Annotated in this window: 11 protein-coding genes; 4 read left to right on the forward strand and 7 right to left on the reverse strand. The window is 67.8% G+C overall.

Annotated features, from left to right (window positions below):
• Positions 1-148: 148 nt before the first annotated feature.
• The 4 genes from HG421_RS13780 to cysD form a co-directional block, all read right to left on the reverse strand.
• Positions 149-3,274, reverse strand: a complete 3,126-nt coding sequence (locus HG421_RS13780; protein ID WP_169706853.1) for an efflux RND transporter permease subunit — start codon at positions 3,272-3,274, stop codon at positions 149-151.
• Positions 3,271-4,338, reverse strand: coding sequence for an efflux RND transporter periplasmic adaptor subunit (locus HG421_RS13785; RefSeq protein WP_169706854.1), 1,068 nt, complete (start codon positions 4,336-4,338; stop codon positions 3,271-3,273). The genes HG421_RS13780 and HG421_RS13785 overlap by 4 nt, the downstream gene beginning before the upstream one ends.
• Positions 4,339-4,595: 257 nt before the next feature.
• A complete protein-coding gene (gene cysN, locus HG421_RS13790; protein ID WP_248279381.1) occupies positions 4,596-6,602 on the reverse strand; it encodes a sulfate adenylyltransferase subunit CysN in 2,007 nt (668 codons plus the stop codon).
• Complete coding sequence (cysD, locus tag HG421_RS13795; protein WP_169706856.1) at positions 6,602-7,510, reverse strand: sulfate adenylyltransferase subunit CysD; 909 nt, start codon at positions 7,508-7,510, stop codon at positions 6,602-6,604. Before cysD ends, cysN begins: the two co-directional genes overlap by 1 nt.
• Positions 7,511-7,688: 178 nt before the next feature.
• Between cysD and HG421_RS13800 the strand changes: the two genes are divergently transcribed.
• The 3 genes from HG421_RS13800 to HG421_RS13810 all read left to right on the forward strand — a co-directional run bounded on the left by HG421_RS13800 (position 7,689) and on the right by HG421_RS13810 (position 12,091).
• A complete protein-coding gene (locus HG421_RS13800; RefSeq protein WP_169706857.1) occupies positions 7,689-9,536 on the forward strand; it encodes an assimilatory sulfite reductase (NADPH) flavoprotein subunit in 1,848 nt (615 codons plus the stop codon).
• A gap of 114 nt (positions 9,537-9,650) precedes the next feature.
• Positions 9,651-11,369: an assimilatory sulfite reductase (NADPH) hemoprotein subunit gene (gene cysI, locus HG421_RS13805; protein WP_169706858.1), complete on the forward strand. Its 1,719-nt coding sequence runs from the start codon at positions 9,651-9,653 to the stop codon at positions 11,367-11,369.
• Complete coding sequence (locus HG421_RS13810) at positions 11,366-12,091, forward strand: phosphoadenylyl-sulfate reductase (RefSeq protein WP_169706859.1); 726 nt, start codon at positions 11,366-11,368, stop codon at positions 12,089-12,091. The genes cysI and HG421_RS13810 overlap by 4 nt, the downstream gene beginning before the upstream one ends.
• 52 nt (positions 12,092-12,143) lie before the next feature.
• Here the strand turns inward: HG421_RS13810 and HG421_RS13815 are convergent, their stop codons facing one another.
• From HG421_RS13815 to HG421_RS13825, 3 genes are all read right to left on the reverse strand, one after another.
• Entirely contained in the window at positions 12,144-13,706 is a 1,563-nt protein-coding gene (locus tag HG421_RS13815) for a PepSY-associated TM helix domain-containing protein (RefSeq protein ID WP_169706860.1), read from the reverse strand.
• On the reverse strand, positions 13,706-15,733 hold the full coding sequence (locus HG421_RS13820; RefSeq protein WP_169706861.1) for a TonB-dependent receptor: 2,028 nt from the start codon (positions 15,731-15,733) through the stop codon (positions 13,706-13,708). The genes HG421_RS13815 and HG421_RS13820 overlap by 1 nt, the downstream gene beginning before the upstream one ends.
• A gap of 168 nt (positions 15,734-15,901) precedes the next feature.
• Positions 15,902-16,336 (reverse strand): DUF2946 family protein, encoded by a 435-nt coding sequence (locus tag HG421_RS13825; RefSeq protein ID WP_169706862.1) that lies wholly within the window; start codon positions 16,334-16,336, stop codon positions 15,902-15,904.
• A gap of 375 nt (positions 16,337-16,711) precedes the next feature.
• On the opposite strand from HG421_RS13825, the gene HG421_RS13830 reads away from it, so the two are divergent.
• Positions 16,712-17,908, forward strand: coding sequence for a sensor histidine kinase (locus HG421_RS13830; protein WP_169706863.1), 1,197 nt, complete (start codon positions 16,712-16,714; stop codon positions 17,906-17,908).
• Positions 17,909-18,218 lie beyond the last annotated feature (310 nt).

The raw sequence follows: 18,218 nt of genomic DNA on the forward strand, positions 1-18,218 counted from the left end.
CACGGGCATTCAGACCAGAGGCGAGGGTTTCACGCAGCGATCTCGACCGACGGCGCCATCGCATAACCGCAGTCAACGCTCTAGGGCATACCGCGCGGCCACCTTGCAGATATTTCAATCACCCGACTCGTACGCCGGCTGGCAGGCGCTAGGCGTGCCCACCCACCGACGGGGTTTTCGCCTCCAGCGCGTCCAATTGGCGTGCCAGCGCCTCCGGCGACTTGGTGTACGGGGCGATCAGGCTGTAGAACGCCGGCACCACGTACAGCGACAGCAGCGTGGACAGCGAGACGCCGAAGATCACCACCACGCCGATGGTCGCGCGGCTGGCCGAGCCGGGCCCGCCGGCCACCACCAGCGGGATCGCGCCGACCACGGTGGCGATGGAGGTCATCAGGATCGGGCGCAGGCGCACCGATGCCGATTCCACGATCGCCGCGTGCACGCTGCGGCCTTCGTCGCGCAGCTGATTGGCGAATTCCACGATCAGGATGCCGTTCTTGGCCGCCAGGCCCACCAGCATCACGATGCCGATCTGGCTGAACAGATTGAGCGTACCGCCGGTGAGCCACAGGCCGACCAGTGCGCCCAGCACCGCCAACGGCACGGTCAGCATGATCACCAGCGGGTGGGCAAAGCTCTCGAACTGCGCCGCCAGCACCAGGTACACCACCAACAGGGCCATGCCGAAGGTCAGCAGCACCGCGCTGCCGGATTGCTGGTATTCGCGCGATTCGCCCTTCCAGTCCACCTGGGCGTAGTCGGGCAGCTCTTCGCGCGCGGTCTGCTGCGCCCAGGCGATCGCTTCGCCCAGCGGGTAGCCCGGGGCCAGGCCGGCAGTAATGGTGATCGCGCGCAGGCGATTGAAGCGGTTCAAGGTGCCGGCTTCGGCCACTTCGCTCAAGCTCACCAGGTTGGACAGCGGAATCAGCTCTCCCCGGCTGGAGCGCACGCGGATGGCGGTGAGGTCTTCCGGCGACATGCGACCCTCGCGCCCGGCCTGCAGCATCACGTCGTATTCCTCGCCGTTGTCGACGAAGGTGGTGACGCGGCGCGAGCCCATCATGGCCTCCAGCGCGCCACCGATCGCGGTGACCGGCACGCCCAGGTCGGCCGCACGCAGGCGGTCGATGTTGACGCGCATCTGCGGGCGGGTTTCCTTGTAATCAGAGTCCGGGCCGACCAGGCCGGGATTGGATTCCATGCGCTGCAGAATGCGATCGCGCCATTGCGCGATTTCCGCATAATCCGGCCCGCCCAGCACAAGCTGGAACGGCTGGCCGCGGCTCCGCACCAGGCCGCCGCTGACCTGCGTGCGCGCACGCACGCCACTGAGCACATTGAGTTTTTGTTGCAGTTCGTCGGCCACTTCGGTGGTCGGGCGGGTGCGCTTTTCCCAGTCCTGCAGAAATACGCTGACGCGGCCGGTATGCATTTCCTCGCTGCTGCCGAAGCCGCCGGGCACGCGCGGGTTGGCGCGCACGATGGGTTTGTCCGGGCCGACGTACGGACGCAGGATGTCTTCGACCTGATGCATCTGGCCCACGGTGTAATCGAAACCGGCGCCCTCGGGGCCGTCGATCATGATCTGGAAATTGCCGCGGTCTTCGGCCGGCGCCAGCTCGGAGGGAATGCGGCCCATCAGCCATGCGCTTGCGCCCAGCGCCAGCAGCATCAGCAACGCAAACACCCAGGTGCGTTGCACGTGGCGCTCCAGCGAGCGGCCGTACGCAGCGGACACCGCCTGCATGCGCCCATCGAACCATTGGTGGAAGCGATTGGGCTTGGCCAGCCCGTGCGCGCGCAGCAACTTGGACGACATCATCGGCGTCAGCGTCAGCGCCACGAAGGCCGAGATCGCCACCGCCGCCGCCAGCGCCACTGCCAACTCGCGGAACAGCCGCCCGGTGTTGCCTTCCAGAAAGCCCACCGGCAGGAACACCGCCACCAGCACCGCCGTGGTCGCAATCACCGCGAACGCGACCTGTGCGGTGCCGCGCTTGGCGGCCACCAGCGGCGGCTCGCCCAGGTCGATGCGGCGCTGGATGTTTTCCACCACCACGATGGCATCGTCCACCACCAGGCCGATACACAGCACCAGCGCCAGCAAGGTGAGCAGGTTGATCGAGAAATCGAAGGCATACAGCGCGATGAATGCGGCAATCAGGCACACCGGCACCGTCACCGCCGGAATCAGCGCCGCACGTGCGCTGCCCAGGAACACCCAGATCACCACCAGCACCAGCACCACCGCCTCGACCAGCGTGTGATAGACGCGTTCCACCGCCGCGTCGATGAAGGTGGTGGTGTCGAAGGCGACGAAGATATTGGTGCCCTGCGGCAGCGATTTCTGCACTTCTTCGGCTTGCGCGCGTGCCTCGCGCGCCACGTCCAGCGCATTGGCGGTGGAATTGCGCACGATGCCCAGGCCGACGTTGGGCACGCCATTGCTCTGGAAATACGCGCGCCGCTCGGCCGAGGTGAGTTCCACCTTGGCCACATCGCCCAGCCGTACCACGTAACCGCCCTCGCCCTTGTTCAACGGCAACTTGGCGAAGTCTTCGGGCTTGAGGTAACTGCGCTCCACCCGCAGGGTGAAGTCGCGCTGCGCCGATTCGATGCTGCCGGCCGGCAATTCCACGTTCTCGTTCTGCAGCGCGGCTTCCACATCGGCAACCGTGAGCGCGCGTGCGGCCAGTTGGTCGCGGTCCAGCCAGATGCGCATGGCGTAGCGCTGGCGGCCGCCGATGCGCACCTGCGCCACGCCATCCAGGCTGGAAAAGCGGTCGACGACATAGCGCTCGGCATAGTCGGACAGCTGCAGCGTGTCCATCGTGCTGGAGCTCATGTTGAGCCACAGGATGGGGTCCGCGTCGGCCTCGACCTTGGAAATCTCCGGCGGGCGCGCCTGGTCGGGCATGCGATCGGAGACGCGGCTGACCGCATCGCGCACATCGTTGGCAGCCGCTTCCACATCGCGCGATTGCGCGAATTCGATGCTGATGTCCGAAGAACCATTGCGGCTGCGCGCCTCGATGGTGGCGATGCCCTCGATGCCGGCCAGCGCGTCTTCCAGCACCTGGGTGATGCGGCTTTCCACCACGGCGGCCGAGGCGCCGGTGTATTCCACATCCACCGAGACGATGGGCGGGTCGATCGCCGGCAGTTCGCGCAAGGTGAGCCGGGTGAACGACATCACCCCCAGCACGATCAGCAACAGGCTCATGACCACCGCCATCACCGGGCGGGTAATGGACAGGTCGGAGAGTTTCATCGTGCGGCCTGCGGGGCGGCCCGCGCCGGTGCCGGCTGGTCGGCGACCTTCAGGCCGGGCCGCAGCTTGCCGGTGCCATCCACCACGATGCGCTCACCGGCCTTGAGGCCTTCGAGAATTTCCACCTTGCCATCGCGGCGCTCGCCCAGACGCACGTCGGCGCGCTCCACGCTGCTGTCGGGCTTGACCCGGAACACGTACGATTCGCGCCCCACCTGCACCACCGCGATTTCCGGGATCACCACCGCCTGCCGCGCCGGCTGGAACAGCCGCACATCCAGCAGCATGCCCGGACGCAGCCGGCGATCGTCGTTGGGGAAATTCGCGCGCACCGTGACCGAACGCGTGGTCTCGTCGATCCGCGAATCGATCGCCGCCACCTCGCCTTCGAAACGCGCCCCCGGATACGCCGCCGCAGTGCCGTTGACGGTATTGCCAAGCTGCACCAGGCCGAATTGCGATTCCGGCACCTGGAAATCCACGTACATGCGCGCCACATCGTCCAGCGTGGCGATCACGGTGCTGGAGGTGATCAACGAGCCCGGGCTGATCTGGCGGATGCCCAGCACGCCGGAAAATGGCGCGCGCACCTCGCGGTCGATGATTTCCGCACGCATCTGCTGCACGCGCGCCTGCGCGGCATCGCGCAACGCGCGCTGGGTATCGACCGTGGACTTGGCCACCAGCTGCTGGCCCACCAGGCTCAACTGGCGCCGGTACAGCTGGTCGGTTTCCTCGAAGGTGGCCTGTGCGGCGGTCAGCGCGGCCTGCTGCGAATTGCCGCGCAGGCGCAGCAGCAGCTGCCCGGCCTTGACCTCATCGCCACTGTCGAAATAGACCTGCTCGACCACATCGCTGACCGCAGCGGTCAGCGCCACCGACTCGCGCGCACGCACGGTGGCGATGGACTGCACGGTGGAGTTCCAGGGTTGCACCGCCACCGGCTGCACCACCACCGGGATGGGCTTGGCCACCGCCGGCGCACTCGCCTGGCGGGAACAACCGGACAGCCATACGGCCAACAGAAGCGCAACGCAGACGCGCGCGCTGGGCAGAACAAGCATCAGAACATCCTGGCGGGGTACGGCGAAAGTTTACCGGCCTCGCCGGCATGAATTGCCGGAAAGGGCGCGCTTTGCACCATGACCAACGACCCTTGCCGCCGGCGTCACGATGCGCTGTCGAGCGTGACGCAGAACGCACCGACTGCAGCGCCAAGCGGGCCCAAGCGGGCATCACGAACCAGGCGCACCGGGGTGCCCATGGATCGCGTGCCGCCCGTCCTGCCTGCCACCTGCCCGCTGTGCCGCCTGCGTCGCGCTCAGCGCTCCAGCCCGAGATACCCCAGCACCTGGCGCGCCAGCGCCTCTACATTCTCACCGTCGGCGTGAAGATGGACTTCCGGCGTTTCCGGCGGCTCGTACGGCGAGTCGATGCCGGTGAAGTTGGGAATCTGCCCGGCGCGGGCCTTGCGGTACAGCCCCTTCACATCGCGCGCCTCGGCCACCGCCAGCGGCACATCGACGAACACCTCGACGAACTCGCCCGCCTCGAAGCGTTCGCGCGCCAGTTGGCGCTCGGCACGGAACGGCGAGATGAAGCTGACCAGCACGATCAGCCCGGCGTCGGCCATCAGCCGCGCCACCTCGGCCACGCGGCGGATGTTTTCCACGCGATCTTCGTCGGTGAAGCCCAGATCGCGGTTGAGCCCGTGGCGCACGTTGTCGCCGTCCAGGATGAAGGTGTGATAGCCCAGCGCGTGCAGGCGTTTGTCGACCAGATTGGCCACGGTGGACTTGCCGGCACCGGACAGGCCGGTGAACCACAGCACGCGCGGCGCCTGGCCCTTGATGCGCGCCCGTGCACTGCGGTCCACATCCAGATGCTGCCAGTGCACGTTGCCGGCACGGCGCAGCGCGAATTCCAGCGTGCCGGCGGCCACGGTGGCATGGGTCTGCCGGTCGATCAGGATGAAGCCGCCCAGCACGCGGTTGCGCGCATACGGCGCGAACGCAACGGGCTCGTCCAGCGACAGATTGCAGTAGCCCACCTCGTTGAGCTCCAGCCGCTTGGCGGCCAGGCGCTCCTGGGTATTCACATCGACCTTGTGCTTGACCTCGCTGATGCTCGCGGTGACCGTGCGCGCGCCGATCTTCAGCCAGTACGGGCGCCCCGGCAGCAGCGCGGCATCGTCCATCCACAGCAAATGCGCGGCGAACTGGTCGGCCACTTCGGGCGGGTCGTCGATGCCGGCGATGATGTCGCCGCGGCTGATATCGATCTCGTCGGACAAGGTCAGCGTCACCGCCTGACCGGCACGCGCCCCATCCACTGCGCCATTGGCATCGAGCACGCTGGCTACCTGCGAGCGCCGCCCGGATGGCACCACCACCACCGCATCGCCGACCCGTACCTGCCCGGCCGCGATGGTGCCGGCGTAGCCGCGAAACTGCGAATTGGGCCGGTTGACCCATTGCACCGGCAGGCGCAGGCCGCCGGCGTCCTCCGGCGACGCCAGTTGCACGCTCTCCAGATGCTGCAGCAGATGCGGCCCCTGGTACCACGGCATGCGGGTGGACGGGGCGGACAGGTTTTCGCCGGCCAGCGCCGACAACGGAATGCATTGCACATCGGCGATGCCCAGCTGCGCGGCCAGCGCGCGATAGCCCTCGGCGATGTCGGCGAACACCTGCGCGTCGTAGTCCACCAGATCCATCTTGTTGACCGCCAGCACCACGTGGCCGATGCCCAGCAGCGACACGATGTAGCTGTGCCGGCGGGTCTGGGTCAGCAGCCCCTTGCGTGCATCCACCAGCACCACCGCCACATCGGCGGTGGACGCACCGGTGGCCATGTTGCGGGTGTACTGCTCGTGGCCGGGGCAATCGGCGACGATGAACTTGCGCCGGTCGGTATCGAAATAGCGGTAGGCCACATCGATGGTGATGCCCTGCTCGCGCTCGGCCGCCAGCCCGTCCATCAGCAAGGCGTAATCGATGCCCTCGCCCTGGGTGCCATGGCGGCGGCTATCGCTTTCCAGCGCCGCCAACTGATCGTCGAACAAGCGCTTGCTGTCGTACAGCAACCGCCCGATCAGCGTGCTCTTGCCATCGTCCACGCTGCCGCAGGTGATGAAGCGCAGCAGCGGCTTGGATTCGTGCTGTTGGAGGTAGGCAGCGATGCTGCCGCTTTGTCGGGACCCGGGACCCGGGACCCGGGACCCGGAAAAATCAACAGCCAAAGCGATACCGCTGTCAGCATCGCGCTTTTCCCCGGTCCCCGGTCCCCGGTCCCCGGTCCCGGCCTGCTCCCACGCCTCACTGCCCATCAGAAATACCCCTCCAGCTTCTTCTGTTCCATCGAGGCGCCCGGTGCGTGGTCGATCATGCGGCCCTGGCGCTCGGAGCTGGTGCTGACCAGCATTTCGGCGATCACCGCTTCCAGCGTGTCGGCGGTGGAATCGATCGCGCCGGTGAGCGGGTAGCAGCCCAGCGTGCGGAAGCGGACCGAGCGCAGCTGCGGGGTTTCGCCAGGGTGCAGCGGCAGGCGCGCGTCGTCGACCATGATCCAGGCGCCGTCGCGCTCCACCACCGGGCGCGGTGCAGCGAAATACAGCGGCACCACCGGGATGTTCTCGCGGTAGATGTACAGCCAGATATCCAGCTCGGTCCAGTTGGACAGCGGGAACACCCGCACGCTCTCGCCGGGGCTGATGCGTGCGTTGTACAGATTCCACAGCTCCGGGCGCTGGTTCTTCGGGTCCCAGCGATGGCGCGCATTGCGGAACGAGAACACCCGCTCCTTGGCGCGCGATTTCTCTTCGTCGCGGCGCGCTCCGCCGATCGCCGCATCGAAGCGGCCCTGCTCCAGCGCCTGCTTGAGCCCCTGGGTCTTCATGATGTCGGTGTGCACCGCGGCACCGTGGCTGATCGGGCCGATGTCCTGGGCGATGCCGTCGGGGTTGATGTGCACGCGCAGGTCCACGCCCGTCTCGGCCGCGCGGCGGTCGCGGAAGGCGATCATCTCGCCAAACTTCCAGCGCGTGTCCACGTGCAGCAGCGGAATCGGCGGCGGCGACGGCGCGAATGCCTTGAGCAGCAGATGCAGCAGCACCGAACTGTCCTTGCCGACCGAATACAGCATCACCGGCGCGAGGAATTCGGCGGCGACTTCGCGCAGGATGTGGATGCTTTCGGCTTCGAGCCGGTCGAGATGGGACAGCGGCAGCAGGGTCATCGGGATGTCGTCGGCATCGGTGGCAGGCCATCCGATGGTAGGGCAAGGCGCTGCAGTGTGTGCCGTGCTGATGCCGGCCCGAAATAAGCGGCCGGCATAACGCGATAACGGCTGCTCCTTTCTGGGGACTGCAACGCTTCCCTAACATCGTCGGTCTGATCCAAGCCCCCGGACCCGAATGACTGCCGCCAGCTCCGCGCTACCGCCCAGCCCCTTGCCCGACGAGCGCAAGGCGCTGCTGGAACGGTTGGTCGACGGCCTGGATGCCGCGTCGCTGTGGTGGCTGTCCGGCTACACCGCCGGGCTGGCCCAGGGCCAGCCGCCGCGCGCGTTGGCGGTGCTGCCGGGCGGGCAGCCGCAGGCACTGGCCCAAGACAGCCAGCGCCTGACCGTGCTGTACGGCAGCCAGACCGGCAACGCCCGCCGGCAGGCCGAACAACTGGCCGCCGACGCCGAGGCGGCGGGCCTGCAGGTGCGGCTGCTGCGCGCCGATGCCTACCCTACCCGCGAGCTGGCCAGCGAACGCCTGCTGTACGTGGTGATCAGCACCCAGGGCGAAGGCGACCCGCCAGACGATGCGATCGGCCTGGTGGAGTTTCTCGCCGGCCGCCGCGCGCCCAAGCTGCCCGAGCTCAAGTACGCGGTGCTGGGCCTGGGCGACTCCAGCTATGCGGACTTCTGCGGCATTGCGCGGCGCATCGATGAACGCCTGGCCGAGCTGGGGGCCAGCCGCGTGCAGCCGCGGGGCGAAGCCGACCTGGACATCGACAGCGTGGCCACCCCCTGGCGCACGCAGGCGCTCAAGCACGCACGCGAGCAGCTCAAGAGCGGCCCGCACTCGGCCACGATCACGCCACTGCGCAGCAGCCCCGCCGCGCCGGCCTGGTCGCACCAGCATCCGTTCGGCGCCGAACTGCTGGCCAACCAGGTCATCAGCGGGCGCGACTTCAAGGGCCCGGGCTTCCGCGTCTATGCGCAACCGGGCAAGCGCGTGCGGCACCTGGAATTCTCGCTGGACGGCAGCGGCCTGAGCTACGAGCCGGGCGATGCACTGGGCATCGTCCATCGCAACCCGCCGGCCCTGGTGGAACCGCTGCTGCAGGCCGTGCGCCTGGATGGCGATGCCGCCGTCACAGTTGGCGAGGACACCTTGCCCCTGCGCGACTGGCTGAGCAGCCGGCGCGAACTGACCAAGCTGTCGCGGCCATTTCTTGCCGCACATGCCGAGCGCGCCGGTGCCCACGAGCTGCAGGCGCTGCTCGCCCAGACCCAGACCGCCGGCCTGGCGGCGCTGCTCGCCGATCACCAGGTGATCGACGTGCTGCGCCGCTGGCCGGCGGACTGGGACCATGCCAGCCTGCTGGCCAGCCTGCGCCCGCTCACCCCACGGCTGTACTCGATCGCCTCCAGCCGCAAGCGCGTGGGCGAGGAGGTGCATCTGGCCGTGGACGAGCTCACCTACCAGGCCCACGGGCATGCGCACCTGGGCTCGGCCAGCGGCTTTCTCGCTGCACTGGCCGAAGGCGACACCGCACCGGTCTACATCGAGCCGAACGAACGCTTCCGCGTGCCGGCCGATACCGACCGCGACATCCTGATGATCGGCCCCGGCACCGGCGTGGCGCCGTTCCGCGGCTTCGTGCAGGAACGCGCCGAAACCGGCGCCAGCGGCCGCAACTGGCTGTTCTTCGGCGCCCAGCACTTCAACACCGATTTCCTGTACCAGGCCGAATGGCAGCAGGCCCTGCACCGCGGCGAGCTGCATGCGCTGGACCTGGCGTTCTCGCGCGACCACAGCGAAAAGGTCTATGTGCAACACCGCCTGCGCGAGCGCGGTGCCGACGTCTATGCCTGGCTGCAAGGCGGTGCGCATGTGTACGTGTGCGGCGCCATCGGCATGGGCAAGGACGTGCACGCGGCACTGCTGGACATCGTCGCCACCCATGGCGCCCTGGATGCGGAAGCCGCGGCGGCCTATCTCACCCAGCTGCAGGTGGAGGGGCGGTATGCGCGTGATGTCTACTGAGGCCGGGAATCGGGAATCGGGATTGGGGAATCGGAACAGCCTTCAACTGAAACATCTCGATAGATCACACCGCTTTTGCGACTCCCCATTCCCGACTCCCGATTCCCGATTCCCATGAGCCACTCCGTCGAAGACATCAAATCCGAAAGCCGTCGCCTGCGGGGGTCGCTGGAACAGAGCCTGGCCGATGCGGTGACCGGGGCGCTGCGCGAGGACGATCAGACGCTGATCAAGTACCACGGCAGCTACCAGCAGGACGACCGCGATATTCGCGACGAGCGGCGCCGGCAAAAGTTGGAGCCGGCGTATCAGTTCATGATCCGCACGCGCACGCCGGGCGGGGTGATTTCGCCCAGCCAGTGGCTGGCGCTGGACGGCATCGCCACGCGTTATGCCAATCATTCGCTGCGCATCACCACGCGCCAGGCGTTCCAGTTCCACGGGGTGATCAAGCGCGAACTCAAGGCCACCATGCAGGCGATCAATGCCACCTTGATCGACACGCTGGCTGCCTGCGGCGATGTCAATCGCAACGTGCAGGTCGCCGCCAACCCGCTGCTGTCGCAGGCGCATGCCACGCTGTACGCCGATGCGGCGCGCGTGTCCGAGCACCTGTTGCCCAATACCCGTGCGTACTACGAGATCTGGCTGGACGAAGAACGCGTGTCCGGCTCCGGCAGCGAAGACGAGCCGATCTACGGCGAGCGCTACCTGCCGCGCAAGTTCAAGATCGGCTTCGCCGCACCGCCGCTCAACGACGTGGACGTGTTCGCCAACGATCTTGGTTTTATCGCGATCCTGCGCGACGGCGAGCTGCTCGGTTACAACGTCAGTATCGGCGGCGGCATGGGCGCCACCCACGGCGACACCGAGACCTGGCCGCGCGTGGCCAATGTGATCGGTTTCGTCACCCGCGAGCAGTTGCTGGAGATCGCCACCGCGGTGGTCACCACCCAGCGCGACCTGGGCAACCGCGCGGTGCGCAAGCGCGCGCGTTTCAAGTACACCATCGACGACCACGGCCTGGAGACCATCGTCGCCGAGATCGAGCGCCGCGCCGGCTTCTCCCTGCAACCGGCGCAGCATTTCACGTTCGACCACAACGGTGACCGCTACGGCTGGGTGGAGGGCGAGGATGGCCTGTGGCATCTGACCTTGTCGCTGCCGGCCGGCCGCATTGCCGACACCGACACCGCTGCGCACCTGAGCGGGTTGCGTGCCATTGCACAGTTGATCGCACAGGTGCAGGTGGGCGAGTTCCGCATGACGCCCAACCAGAACCTGGTGATCGCCGGTGTGCCCGCCAGCGCGCGGGTAGACATCGACACACTGGTCGCGCAGTACGCGCTGGATGCGGGCAACCACGCTGCCACCGCACTGGCACGCGGTGCGATGGCCTGCGTGGCGCTGCCCACCTGCGGCCTGGCGATGGCTGAGGCCGAACGCTATCTGCCGGACTTCAGTGCGGCCCTGCAGCCGCTGCTGGAACGGCACGGCCTGGCCGACACGCCCATCGTGCTGCGCCTGTCCGGCTGCCCGAACGGTTGTTCCCGGCCCTACCTGGCCGAGATCGCGCTGGTGGGCAAGGCGCCCGGCCGCTACAACCTGATGCTGGGCGGCGACCGCCGCGGCCAACGCCTCAACACCTTGTATCGCGAAAACATCACCGAAGCGGAGATCCTCGCCGCGCTCGAGCCGCTACTGGCCCGCTATGCGGCCGAGCGCGACCAGGCCGGCGACGAAGGCTTCGGCGATTTCCTGCACCGCAGCGGCCTGATCGCATTGCCACCCTACCCCACGCACCGTCACCTCGACCTGGAACTGCTCGCATGACCGCGCTGCCCGCTGCATCGAATACCGCTTCGGCACTGGACGACCTGGAGACGCTCAACGCGCAGCTGGAGACCCTGCGCGCCGACGAGCGTGTGGCGTGGGCGTTGCAGCACGGGCCGCAGGAGGCTGCGCTATCGTCCAGTTTCGGTGCGCAATCTGCAGTGACGCTGCACCTGTTGTCCCGGCAGCGCCCGGACATTCCGGTGATCCTGATCGATACCGGCTACCTATTCCCGGAAACCTACCGTTTTGCCGATGCCTTGACCGACCGGCTCAAGCTCAACCTCAAGGTGTATCGCCCGCTGGTCAGCCGCGCCTGGATGGAAGCCCGCCACGGGCGCCTGTGGGAACAAGGCATGGTGGGCATCGATCAGTACAACAACCTGCGCAAGGTCGAGCCGATGCGGCGCGCACTGGACGAGCTCAACGTGGGCACCTGGTTCACCGGCCTGCGCCGCAGCCAGTCCGGCGGCCGTGCGCAGACCCCGATCCTGCAGAAGCGCGGCGACCGCTACAAGGTCAGCCCGATCGCCGACTGGACCGATCGCGATGTGTGGCAATACCTGCAGGCCCACGACCTGCCCTATCACCCACTGTGGGAGCAGGGCTATGTCTCCATCGGCGATTTCCACACCACCCGCCGCTGGGAGCCGGGCATGCGCGAGGAAGACACGCGCTTCTTCGGGCTCAAGCGCGAATGCGGCATCCACGAAGACATCTAGCCGCAGCACTGTGCTGGGATCCACAGTATCTGCATCGGCGGCGCACGCAGCGTCATGCAGCTGCATCTGCGCGCGCGCGCCGTATCCAGCAGCGATCGAACAGCCACATCAGCAACAGCGACACGCCGACCAGCGGGAAGATCAACCCGCAGACCACCAGCAGCGCCATCAGACCACGCAGCGTGCGTGGATCTGCCGGCAATGGCGGCACGCCCAACCCGCCGGCTGGTCGGCGTTTCCACCACATCACCGCCGCGCTCACGCACAGCAGCACGATGGCCAGACAGGCCAGCAGCAGGATCAGCTGATTGGCCGCGCCGTATTGCTGGCCCAGGTGCACATTGATGCCCCACTCCAGCAGCTTGGCCAGCGGCCCGTAGTCGCGATACGTCATATCCAGCAACACCGCGCCGCTGTACTGGTCGAGATGGATCACCCGCTGCCTTCGCAGATCTGCCGGATACACCGAGGCGGTGTACACGCCGGAAACACCGCGCGGTGGCAGGACGCTGTAACCCTGCAGCATGTCGAGCGCATCGAACCGCGCCAGCGCCGCATCCAGCCCCATCGCCGTATGGTCAGGCGCAGCGACACGGGCTGCGCCCGCATGCATTGCATGTTCTGAATGTTCCCAGTGTTCCGCTGCAGGAGCGCGCGTGTTCGCCCCTCTCCCGTCGGGAGAGGGATTGGGGTGAGGGTCGGTCGCACGCATCGCATCCGAACGCAGCCCATCCGCCTGCGCAGAGCGCTCCTCGCCATGATCTCCACGCGCCGCACGGGCAGGCACTACAGACTCCGGCACGCGCGCCTGCCGCAGCGACCACGCGGTGTCGCCGCTGTCGGCGAGCCGCTGCTGCGACATCGGCAGCTGCACGCGCAATCCGGCCGGATACCCGAAGTCGTGGCCGTTGGCCCAGCGATTGACCTGCGCGCCCCAGAGCCACGACCACGGCATGCCAGTCAGCGCCAGGAACAGCAGCACCGCGCCGACGCCCGCACCGGTCACCGCATGCAGGTCACGCCAGAACAGCCGCTGGCTAGGTGCGCCACGCACGCTGATCACGCCACCGCCTCGCCCACGTGGCCACCACAGATAGGCACCGGTGAGCACCAGCACGATCGCCCAGCCGGCGGCCAGTTCGATCAGCCCACGTGCCAGCGGCCCGAACACCTCAAGACTGTGCAGCCGGCGGATGGTCCAGGCCAGCGTGCCATGCTCGGGCAGGCTGCCCAGCACGCGCGTGCGGTACGGGTCCACATATACCACCCGCCGCGCGCCGCGCGCATCCACCAGCCCGATCTCGGCACTGGCATCGGCCTGCTTCGGCGTGGTGTAGCGAAACAGGCGCCCTGGGTAACGGCGCTGGGCCGCATCCACCAGTTGCTGTGCGGATGCGCGTGCCGGCCCTACCGGCACCACCTTCAGTGCGTGATGCACGCTGCGATCGATCGCTTCCTGGTACAGGAACGCCGCGCCGGTCAGCGCCAGCCAGATGATGAAAGGCAGCACCAACAGGCCTGCATAGAAATGCCAGCGCCACACCGCGCGATAGAACCGCCAACGGCCGTCCTGAGGCGCCGCGCCGGCCGGGCCAGCGTTGAGAGGTATCTGCATCAGAAACTCCAGTCCCAGGACAGCGACAGCGCGCGGCCATCGCCCGGCGAGTAGCCGGAACTGCCGCTGTCGTACCACGCATAGACATAGCCGCGATCGGTCGCATTGCGCAGCTGCAGGCTCAGCGCAGTGCGTGCGCTCACGCTCCAGCGCGCGCCCAGATTGAGCAGGGCGTAGCCGCCGGTACGGCCCAGCGTATTGCTGCGCTCCAGGAAGTAATCGCCCTGCGCATTGCCCCACATGCTGAGCTGCACGGCCGGCGTGAGCTGCCATTCCAGCCCGGCGGTGGCCAGCCAGTGCGGCACGTTCTCGATCTCCCTGCCGCGCGTGGCAGGCGCGCTTGGATCGGGCGTGGCGATGCTGGCCTTCTGCCGTGAATACGACATCCATGCGCACCAGTGCTCGGCGGGCTGCAGGTTCAACTGCGCATCCCAGCCACGCCGCAACGTGCGTCCCACGTTGGCCACATCGCCGATGCCGGGCACGCCATTGACGCCCAGCACGGTCGCCACCTCGCCGGAGGCGCGTTGCTGCCAATACGCCAGCCGGCCATCCAGCATCGCCGACGGCGCGAACTTCAACCCCGCTTCCCAGCCGTCGTTGATCGATGGCCCGAGATTGGCGGGCTGCCGACGGTAAGCGCCGTCGCCGCTGCCGATCTGGAAGCTGCGCCCCCAGTTGGCATAGACACTGCCCTGCTCGCCCACGCGATAGCTGGCGCTGAACTTGGGCTGCGTGATGCTGCCGTAGTCATAGGTCGGCGCAGACACACCGGCCAGCACATCGTGCAGCCGGCCATCGACCCGATCGATACGGTAGCCAGGCACCAGCTGCAGACGCGCAGTCGGCTTGAGGACCGCCTGCACATAGGCGCCGTGCGTGCGTAGGTCGTAGTCCCAATCGCGCAGTTGCGCGCCGCGCACCCGCGCGGCGGTGCGATACCGCTGCTGCTGGTTGTCCTGCCATTGAGCGTCCAGACCGGCTTCCAGGCTGGTGTCCATCGCCTTCCAGGCGGGCTGCCAGTTGCCGCGCAGCACCACGCCGCGATGGGTCTCGTCGGTATCGCGCTCCTGCTGCAGGCCGGCGGCGGAAAAGCGCACCCAACGCTGGTTGCGGTAGTCGTTCTGATAGGCCTTGGCGCTCCACTGCGCATCCGCACCCAGCACGCCATCCACGTGCAGTGCGGTCTGCCGCACGCGGCGTTCGCTGCGATCGTCCTGCGCATACGCCGGTGAACTGCGCGGCGCTGCACGGGCGGTGGCCGCATCCAGATATCCCGCCTCCAGCGCGTGGTTGTCGTAGTAGCGCGTGGTCAGCCCGGTACGGAAGACGCCATCCGGATCGGTGTAGAACCACTTGCCGGCGACGCTGCGTTTGCGCGCATCGGCATGCGCGCGATAGCCATCGGAATCGCGCCAGGCCAGCACATAGTTCTGGCTCCAGGCGCCCTGCTCGAAACCCTTGCCCAGTTGCACCTCGCGCGCGCCGAAGCTGCCGGCGGTGACGCTGAGGCGGCCATCGTTGCCACCGGTACGGGTGAGCACATCCACGCTGCCGGCGATGGCGTTCAAGCCGTAACGCGCATCGTTGGTGCCGCGCACGATCTCGATGGCGCTGATGTCCTGCGGAAACACCGCATCCAGATACGGCATGCCGCCGGCATTGTCGTTGCTCGGGATGCCATCGATCAGCAGCTTGACCGCATTGATCCGCCCCTCGCCATTGAAACCACGGAACGAAAACCGCCCTGCGTCGGTGCCCATGCGGAACTGGGTGACCTGCACCCCGGGCGCACGCATCAGCAGTTCCCAGCTGTAATCCACATGCTGATCGTGCAGTAGTTCGCCGCCGATCACATCCACCGAACTGAGCACCCGCGCCGCACCCGGGATGCGCTGGGCCTGCTCGCTGACCTGCACCTTGCCCAGTGTCAATGCCGCCTGCTGCGCCTGCAGCTCGCAGGCGGGCCCGTACAGCAACGCCAACGATGGCGCGCACCACCACGTCTTCAACAACCCCAAACGCATGATCAACCCTTTGCCGTCATGGAACGGCACGAAGCCGCGCGCCGCCGCAACACGGCGGGCGCTCGCTTGATTCAAGAAAACGGGCGATTCATCCAGACACGCACGCGCAGGCCGAGGTATCGGCGGCGCAACAGCGGTGGTGAAACGAACGCCCGCGACGGGCGAGAGTCAGGCGGACAGCGGTGGCCCGCGCGCGCCATGCGCGGCCCAGCGCAACGCCGCCCGGCGCGGCCCGCCGACGCGTGTGGAGAGCGTCGTTGGCCGCAGCTGGAGCAGGCACAGCACCGCCAGCACCAGCCAGGGCAGCAGCCGTGCGGCCAGCACGCAATAGTCGCAGGCTTCGCCATGGCGGGCGGCAGCGTGGTCGCCCGGATGCTGGCCAGTCTCCGACGCATGCCCGGCGTGATGCGAGGCGTGCGGCGCCAACAGACCCTGCTGACGCAGCAGCGCAGCGGCCAGACTGCCGGCCGGCCCGCTGATGCACATCGGCTCCTGCGATGGCGCCTGGTTCCAGCGGCTGATCAGCGGCGCCACCAGCAACAGCAGCACTGCCAGGCAAGCCAGCAGATGCATCAGGCGATGGCGGCGGAACGAATGCAGCATGGCGGCAGTGTACGCGGCCCGGCACTCGCACCGCGATGCTGGCTCCCCTGCCGCGACCGGATGTCGCAGCCTTCGCACGGGCGCGCACCTCGAAAGCTCCGTTGGCAACCTGCGCTCCCCCCCTCACGCCACCGGCCTGGCCGCCCCTGGCGCTGCCCCGGCCGACCTCGATCCGGAGGTGGAAGATCCAAGGCGTCGGCATGGCGTCGGCAAGGAGCGAGCGCAGCGCGCCCTCCATTGCCAGGCGCCATCCACACGACACCCGCGCCGGGGTCCAGGCCGGCAGTCACAGTTCCCGGCCGGTGCGTCGGGCTACACACCTGCTGGGCACGGTCATGCCCTATGCTGGCAGCTCATCCCATTCACCTTCCGCGCATGAGCACCGTCCTGTCCGATCCAGCGGCTGAGCCACTTCCCTGCGCACCCAAACCTCCGAGCGAAGCACTCCGCCTTCAGGCGCTGCGCAGCTATGGCGTGCTCGATACGCCGCGCGAGGCGGCGTTCGAAGACATCACCCGGCTCGCCTCGATCATCTGCCAGACCCCGATCGCGCTGATCAGCCTGGTGGATGCCGACCGCCAGTGGTTCAAGAGCGAACTCGGCATGGGCGAGCGCGAGACGCCGCTGTTCAAGTCGATGTGCGCGCATGCGCTGCTCGACAACGATGTGCTGGTGGTGCCGGACACCCGGCAAGACGACCGCTTTTCGCGCAATCCGCTGGTGACCGGCGAGGCGCCGCTGTACTTCTATGCCGGCGCGCTGCTGAAGACGCCCGACGGCCTGCCGCTGGGCACGGTCTGCGTGCTGGACCGCAAGCCGCGCCAGCTCACCGACGAGCAGGTCGAAGCGCTGCGCGCGCTCGCACGCCAGACCATGGCGCAGCTGGAATTGCGCCGCGCCCTGCTGATCGCCGAAGAGTCCGACCGTTACCGCAGCCGCCTGATGGCCATCGCCGGGCACGACCTCAAGACGCCGTTGCGTACCGCGGCCTACGCCATCGACAAGATGCGCCGGCATGCCAACGTCGACTCCATTCCCCCCCTGGTGACCGCGCGCGATGCGATCAGCCAGGTCGGGCGCCACCTGGATGAACTGGCCACGCTGGCGGCCGCGAGCAAGGCCGCCCTGCCGGACCTGCAGGCGCTGCAGCTGGAAGACGTGCTGCATTCGGTGCTGGGCGTGTGGCGCCAGCCGGCGATCGACAAGTGCCTGGCGCTGCGCCACGTGCCCACCTCGCTGCGCGTGCGCAGCCACCCCACCTTGCTGACCACGCTGATCGGCAACCTGGTCGGCAATGCCGTCAAATACACCGAGCGCGGGCGCGTGCTGGTCGGCGTGCGCCGCCGCCCCGGCCATGCGGTGGTGGAAATCATCGACAGTGGCATCGGCCTGAACCTGGAGCGGCCCGAACAGGTGTTCCAGGCCTTCCGCCAGGCCGACCCGCGCAGCGACGGCCTGGGCATCGGCCTGTGGATCGTGCACCGCACTGCCGAAACGCTGGGCTGCGACGTCAGCGTGCGCCCGCGTTCGGAAGGCGGCACCTGCTTCTCGGTGCGGATTCCGCTGGCCTGAGGGCTGGCGATTGCGGCTGGCCGGGTCACCGACGCTGATGGGTAGGCGACACCGCCGCGGTGTCAGCGAAGCTGCGCAAGGCAGCATGTAAGCGAGGTTCCTGACGATGGGCGTGATGCCGGCGCCACGTATGGCATGCCTCGCCACACTCCTGGGCGCGCGTGCTCGGGCAAAAAAAAGGCGGATCCGGGCTCCCGACCCGGATCCGCCGCCAAACACGCCAGGTCTCTCCCCAGGGACCCGGGTGCGCCAGCCGCGCTGTGCGCAGCCTCGCGCAACAGTGATGCGACAGCGCTAGCAACCCTCAACG

Source organism: Xanthomonas campestris pv. badrii, assembly GCF_012848175.1.
GTDB lineage: Bacteria > Pseudomonadota > Gammaproteobacteria > Xanthomonadales > Xanthomonadaceae > Xanthomonas > Xanthomonas campestris_C.

What these genes read in the sequence shown, in the direction of transcription:
- HG421_RS13825 (WP_169706862.1), bottom strand. Translation starts at nt 16,336, where the DNA reads ATGCTGCATTCGTTCCGCCGCCATCGCCTGATGCATCTGCTGGCTTGC.
- HG421_RS13815 (WP_169706860.1), bottom strand. Translation starts at nt 13,706, where the DNA reads ATGCAGATACCTCTCAACGCTGGCCCGGCCGGCGCGGCGCCTCAGGAC.
- cysI (WP_169706858.1), top strand. Translation starts at nt 9,651, where the DNA reads ATGAGCCACTCCGTCGAAGACATCAAATCCGAAAGCCGTCGCCTGCGG.
- HG421_RS13785 (WP_169706854.1), bottom strand. Translation starts at nt 4,338, where the DNA reads ATGCTTGTTCTGCCCAGCGCGCGCGTCTGCGTTGCGCTTCTGTTGGCC.
- cysD (WP_169706856.1), bottom strand. Translation starts at nt 7,510, where the DNA reads ATGACCCTGCTGCCGCTGTCCCATCTCGACCGGCTCGAAGCCGAAAGC.
- HG421_RS13800 (WP_169706857.1), top strand. Translation starts at nt 7,689, where the DNA reads ATGACTGCCGCCAGCTCCGCGCTACCGCCCAGCCCCTTGCCCGACGAG.
- cysN (WP_248279381.1), bottom strand. Translation starts at nt 6,602, where the DNA reads ATGGGCAGTGAGGCGTGGGAGCAGGCCGGGACCGGGGACCGGGGACCG.
- HG421_RS13830 (WP_169706863.1), top strand. Translation starts at nt 16,712, where the DNA reads ATGAGCACCGTCCTGTCCGATCCAGCGGCTGAGCCACTTCCCTGCGCA.
- HG421_RS13780 (WP_169706853.1), bottom strand. Translation starts at nt 3,274, where the DNA reads ATGAAACTCTCCGACCTGTCCATTACCCGCCCGGTGATGGCGGTGGTC.
- HG421_RS13820 (WP_169706861.1), bottom strand. Translation starts at nt 15,733, where the DNA reads ATGCGTTTGGGGTTGTTGAAGACGTGGTGGTGCGCGCCATCGTTGGCG.
- HG421_RS13810 (WP_169706859.1), top strand. Translation starts at nt 11,366, where the DNA reads ATGACCGCGCTGCCCGCTGCATCGAATACCGCTTCGGCACTGGACGAC.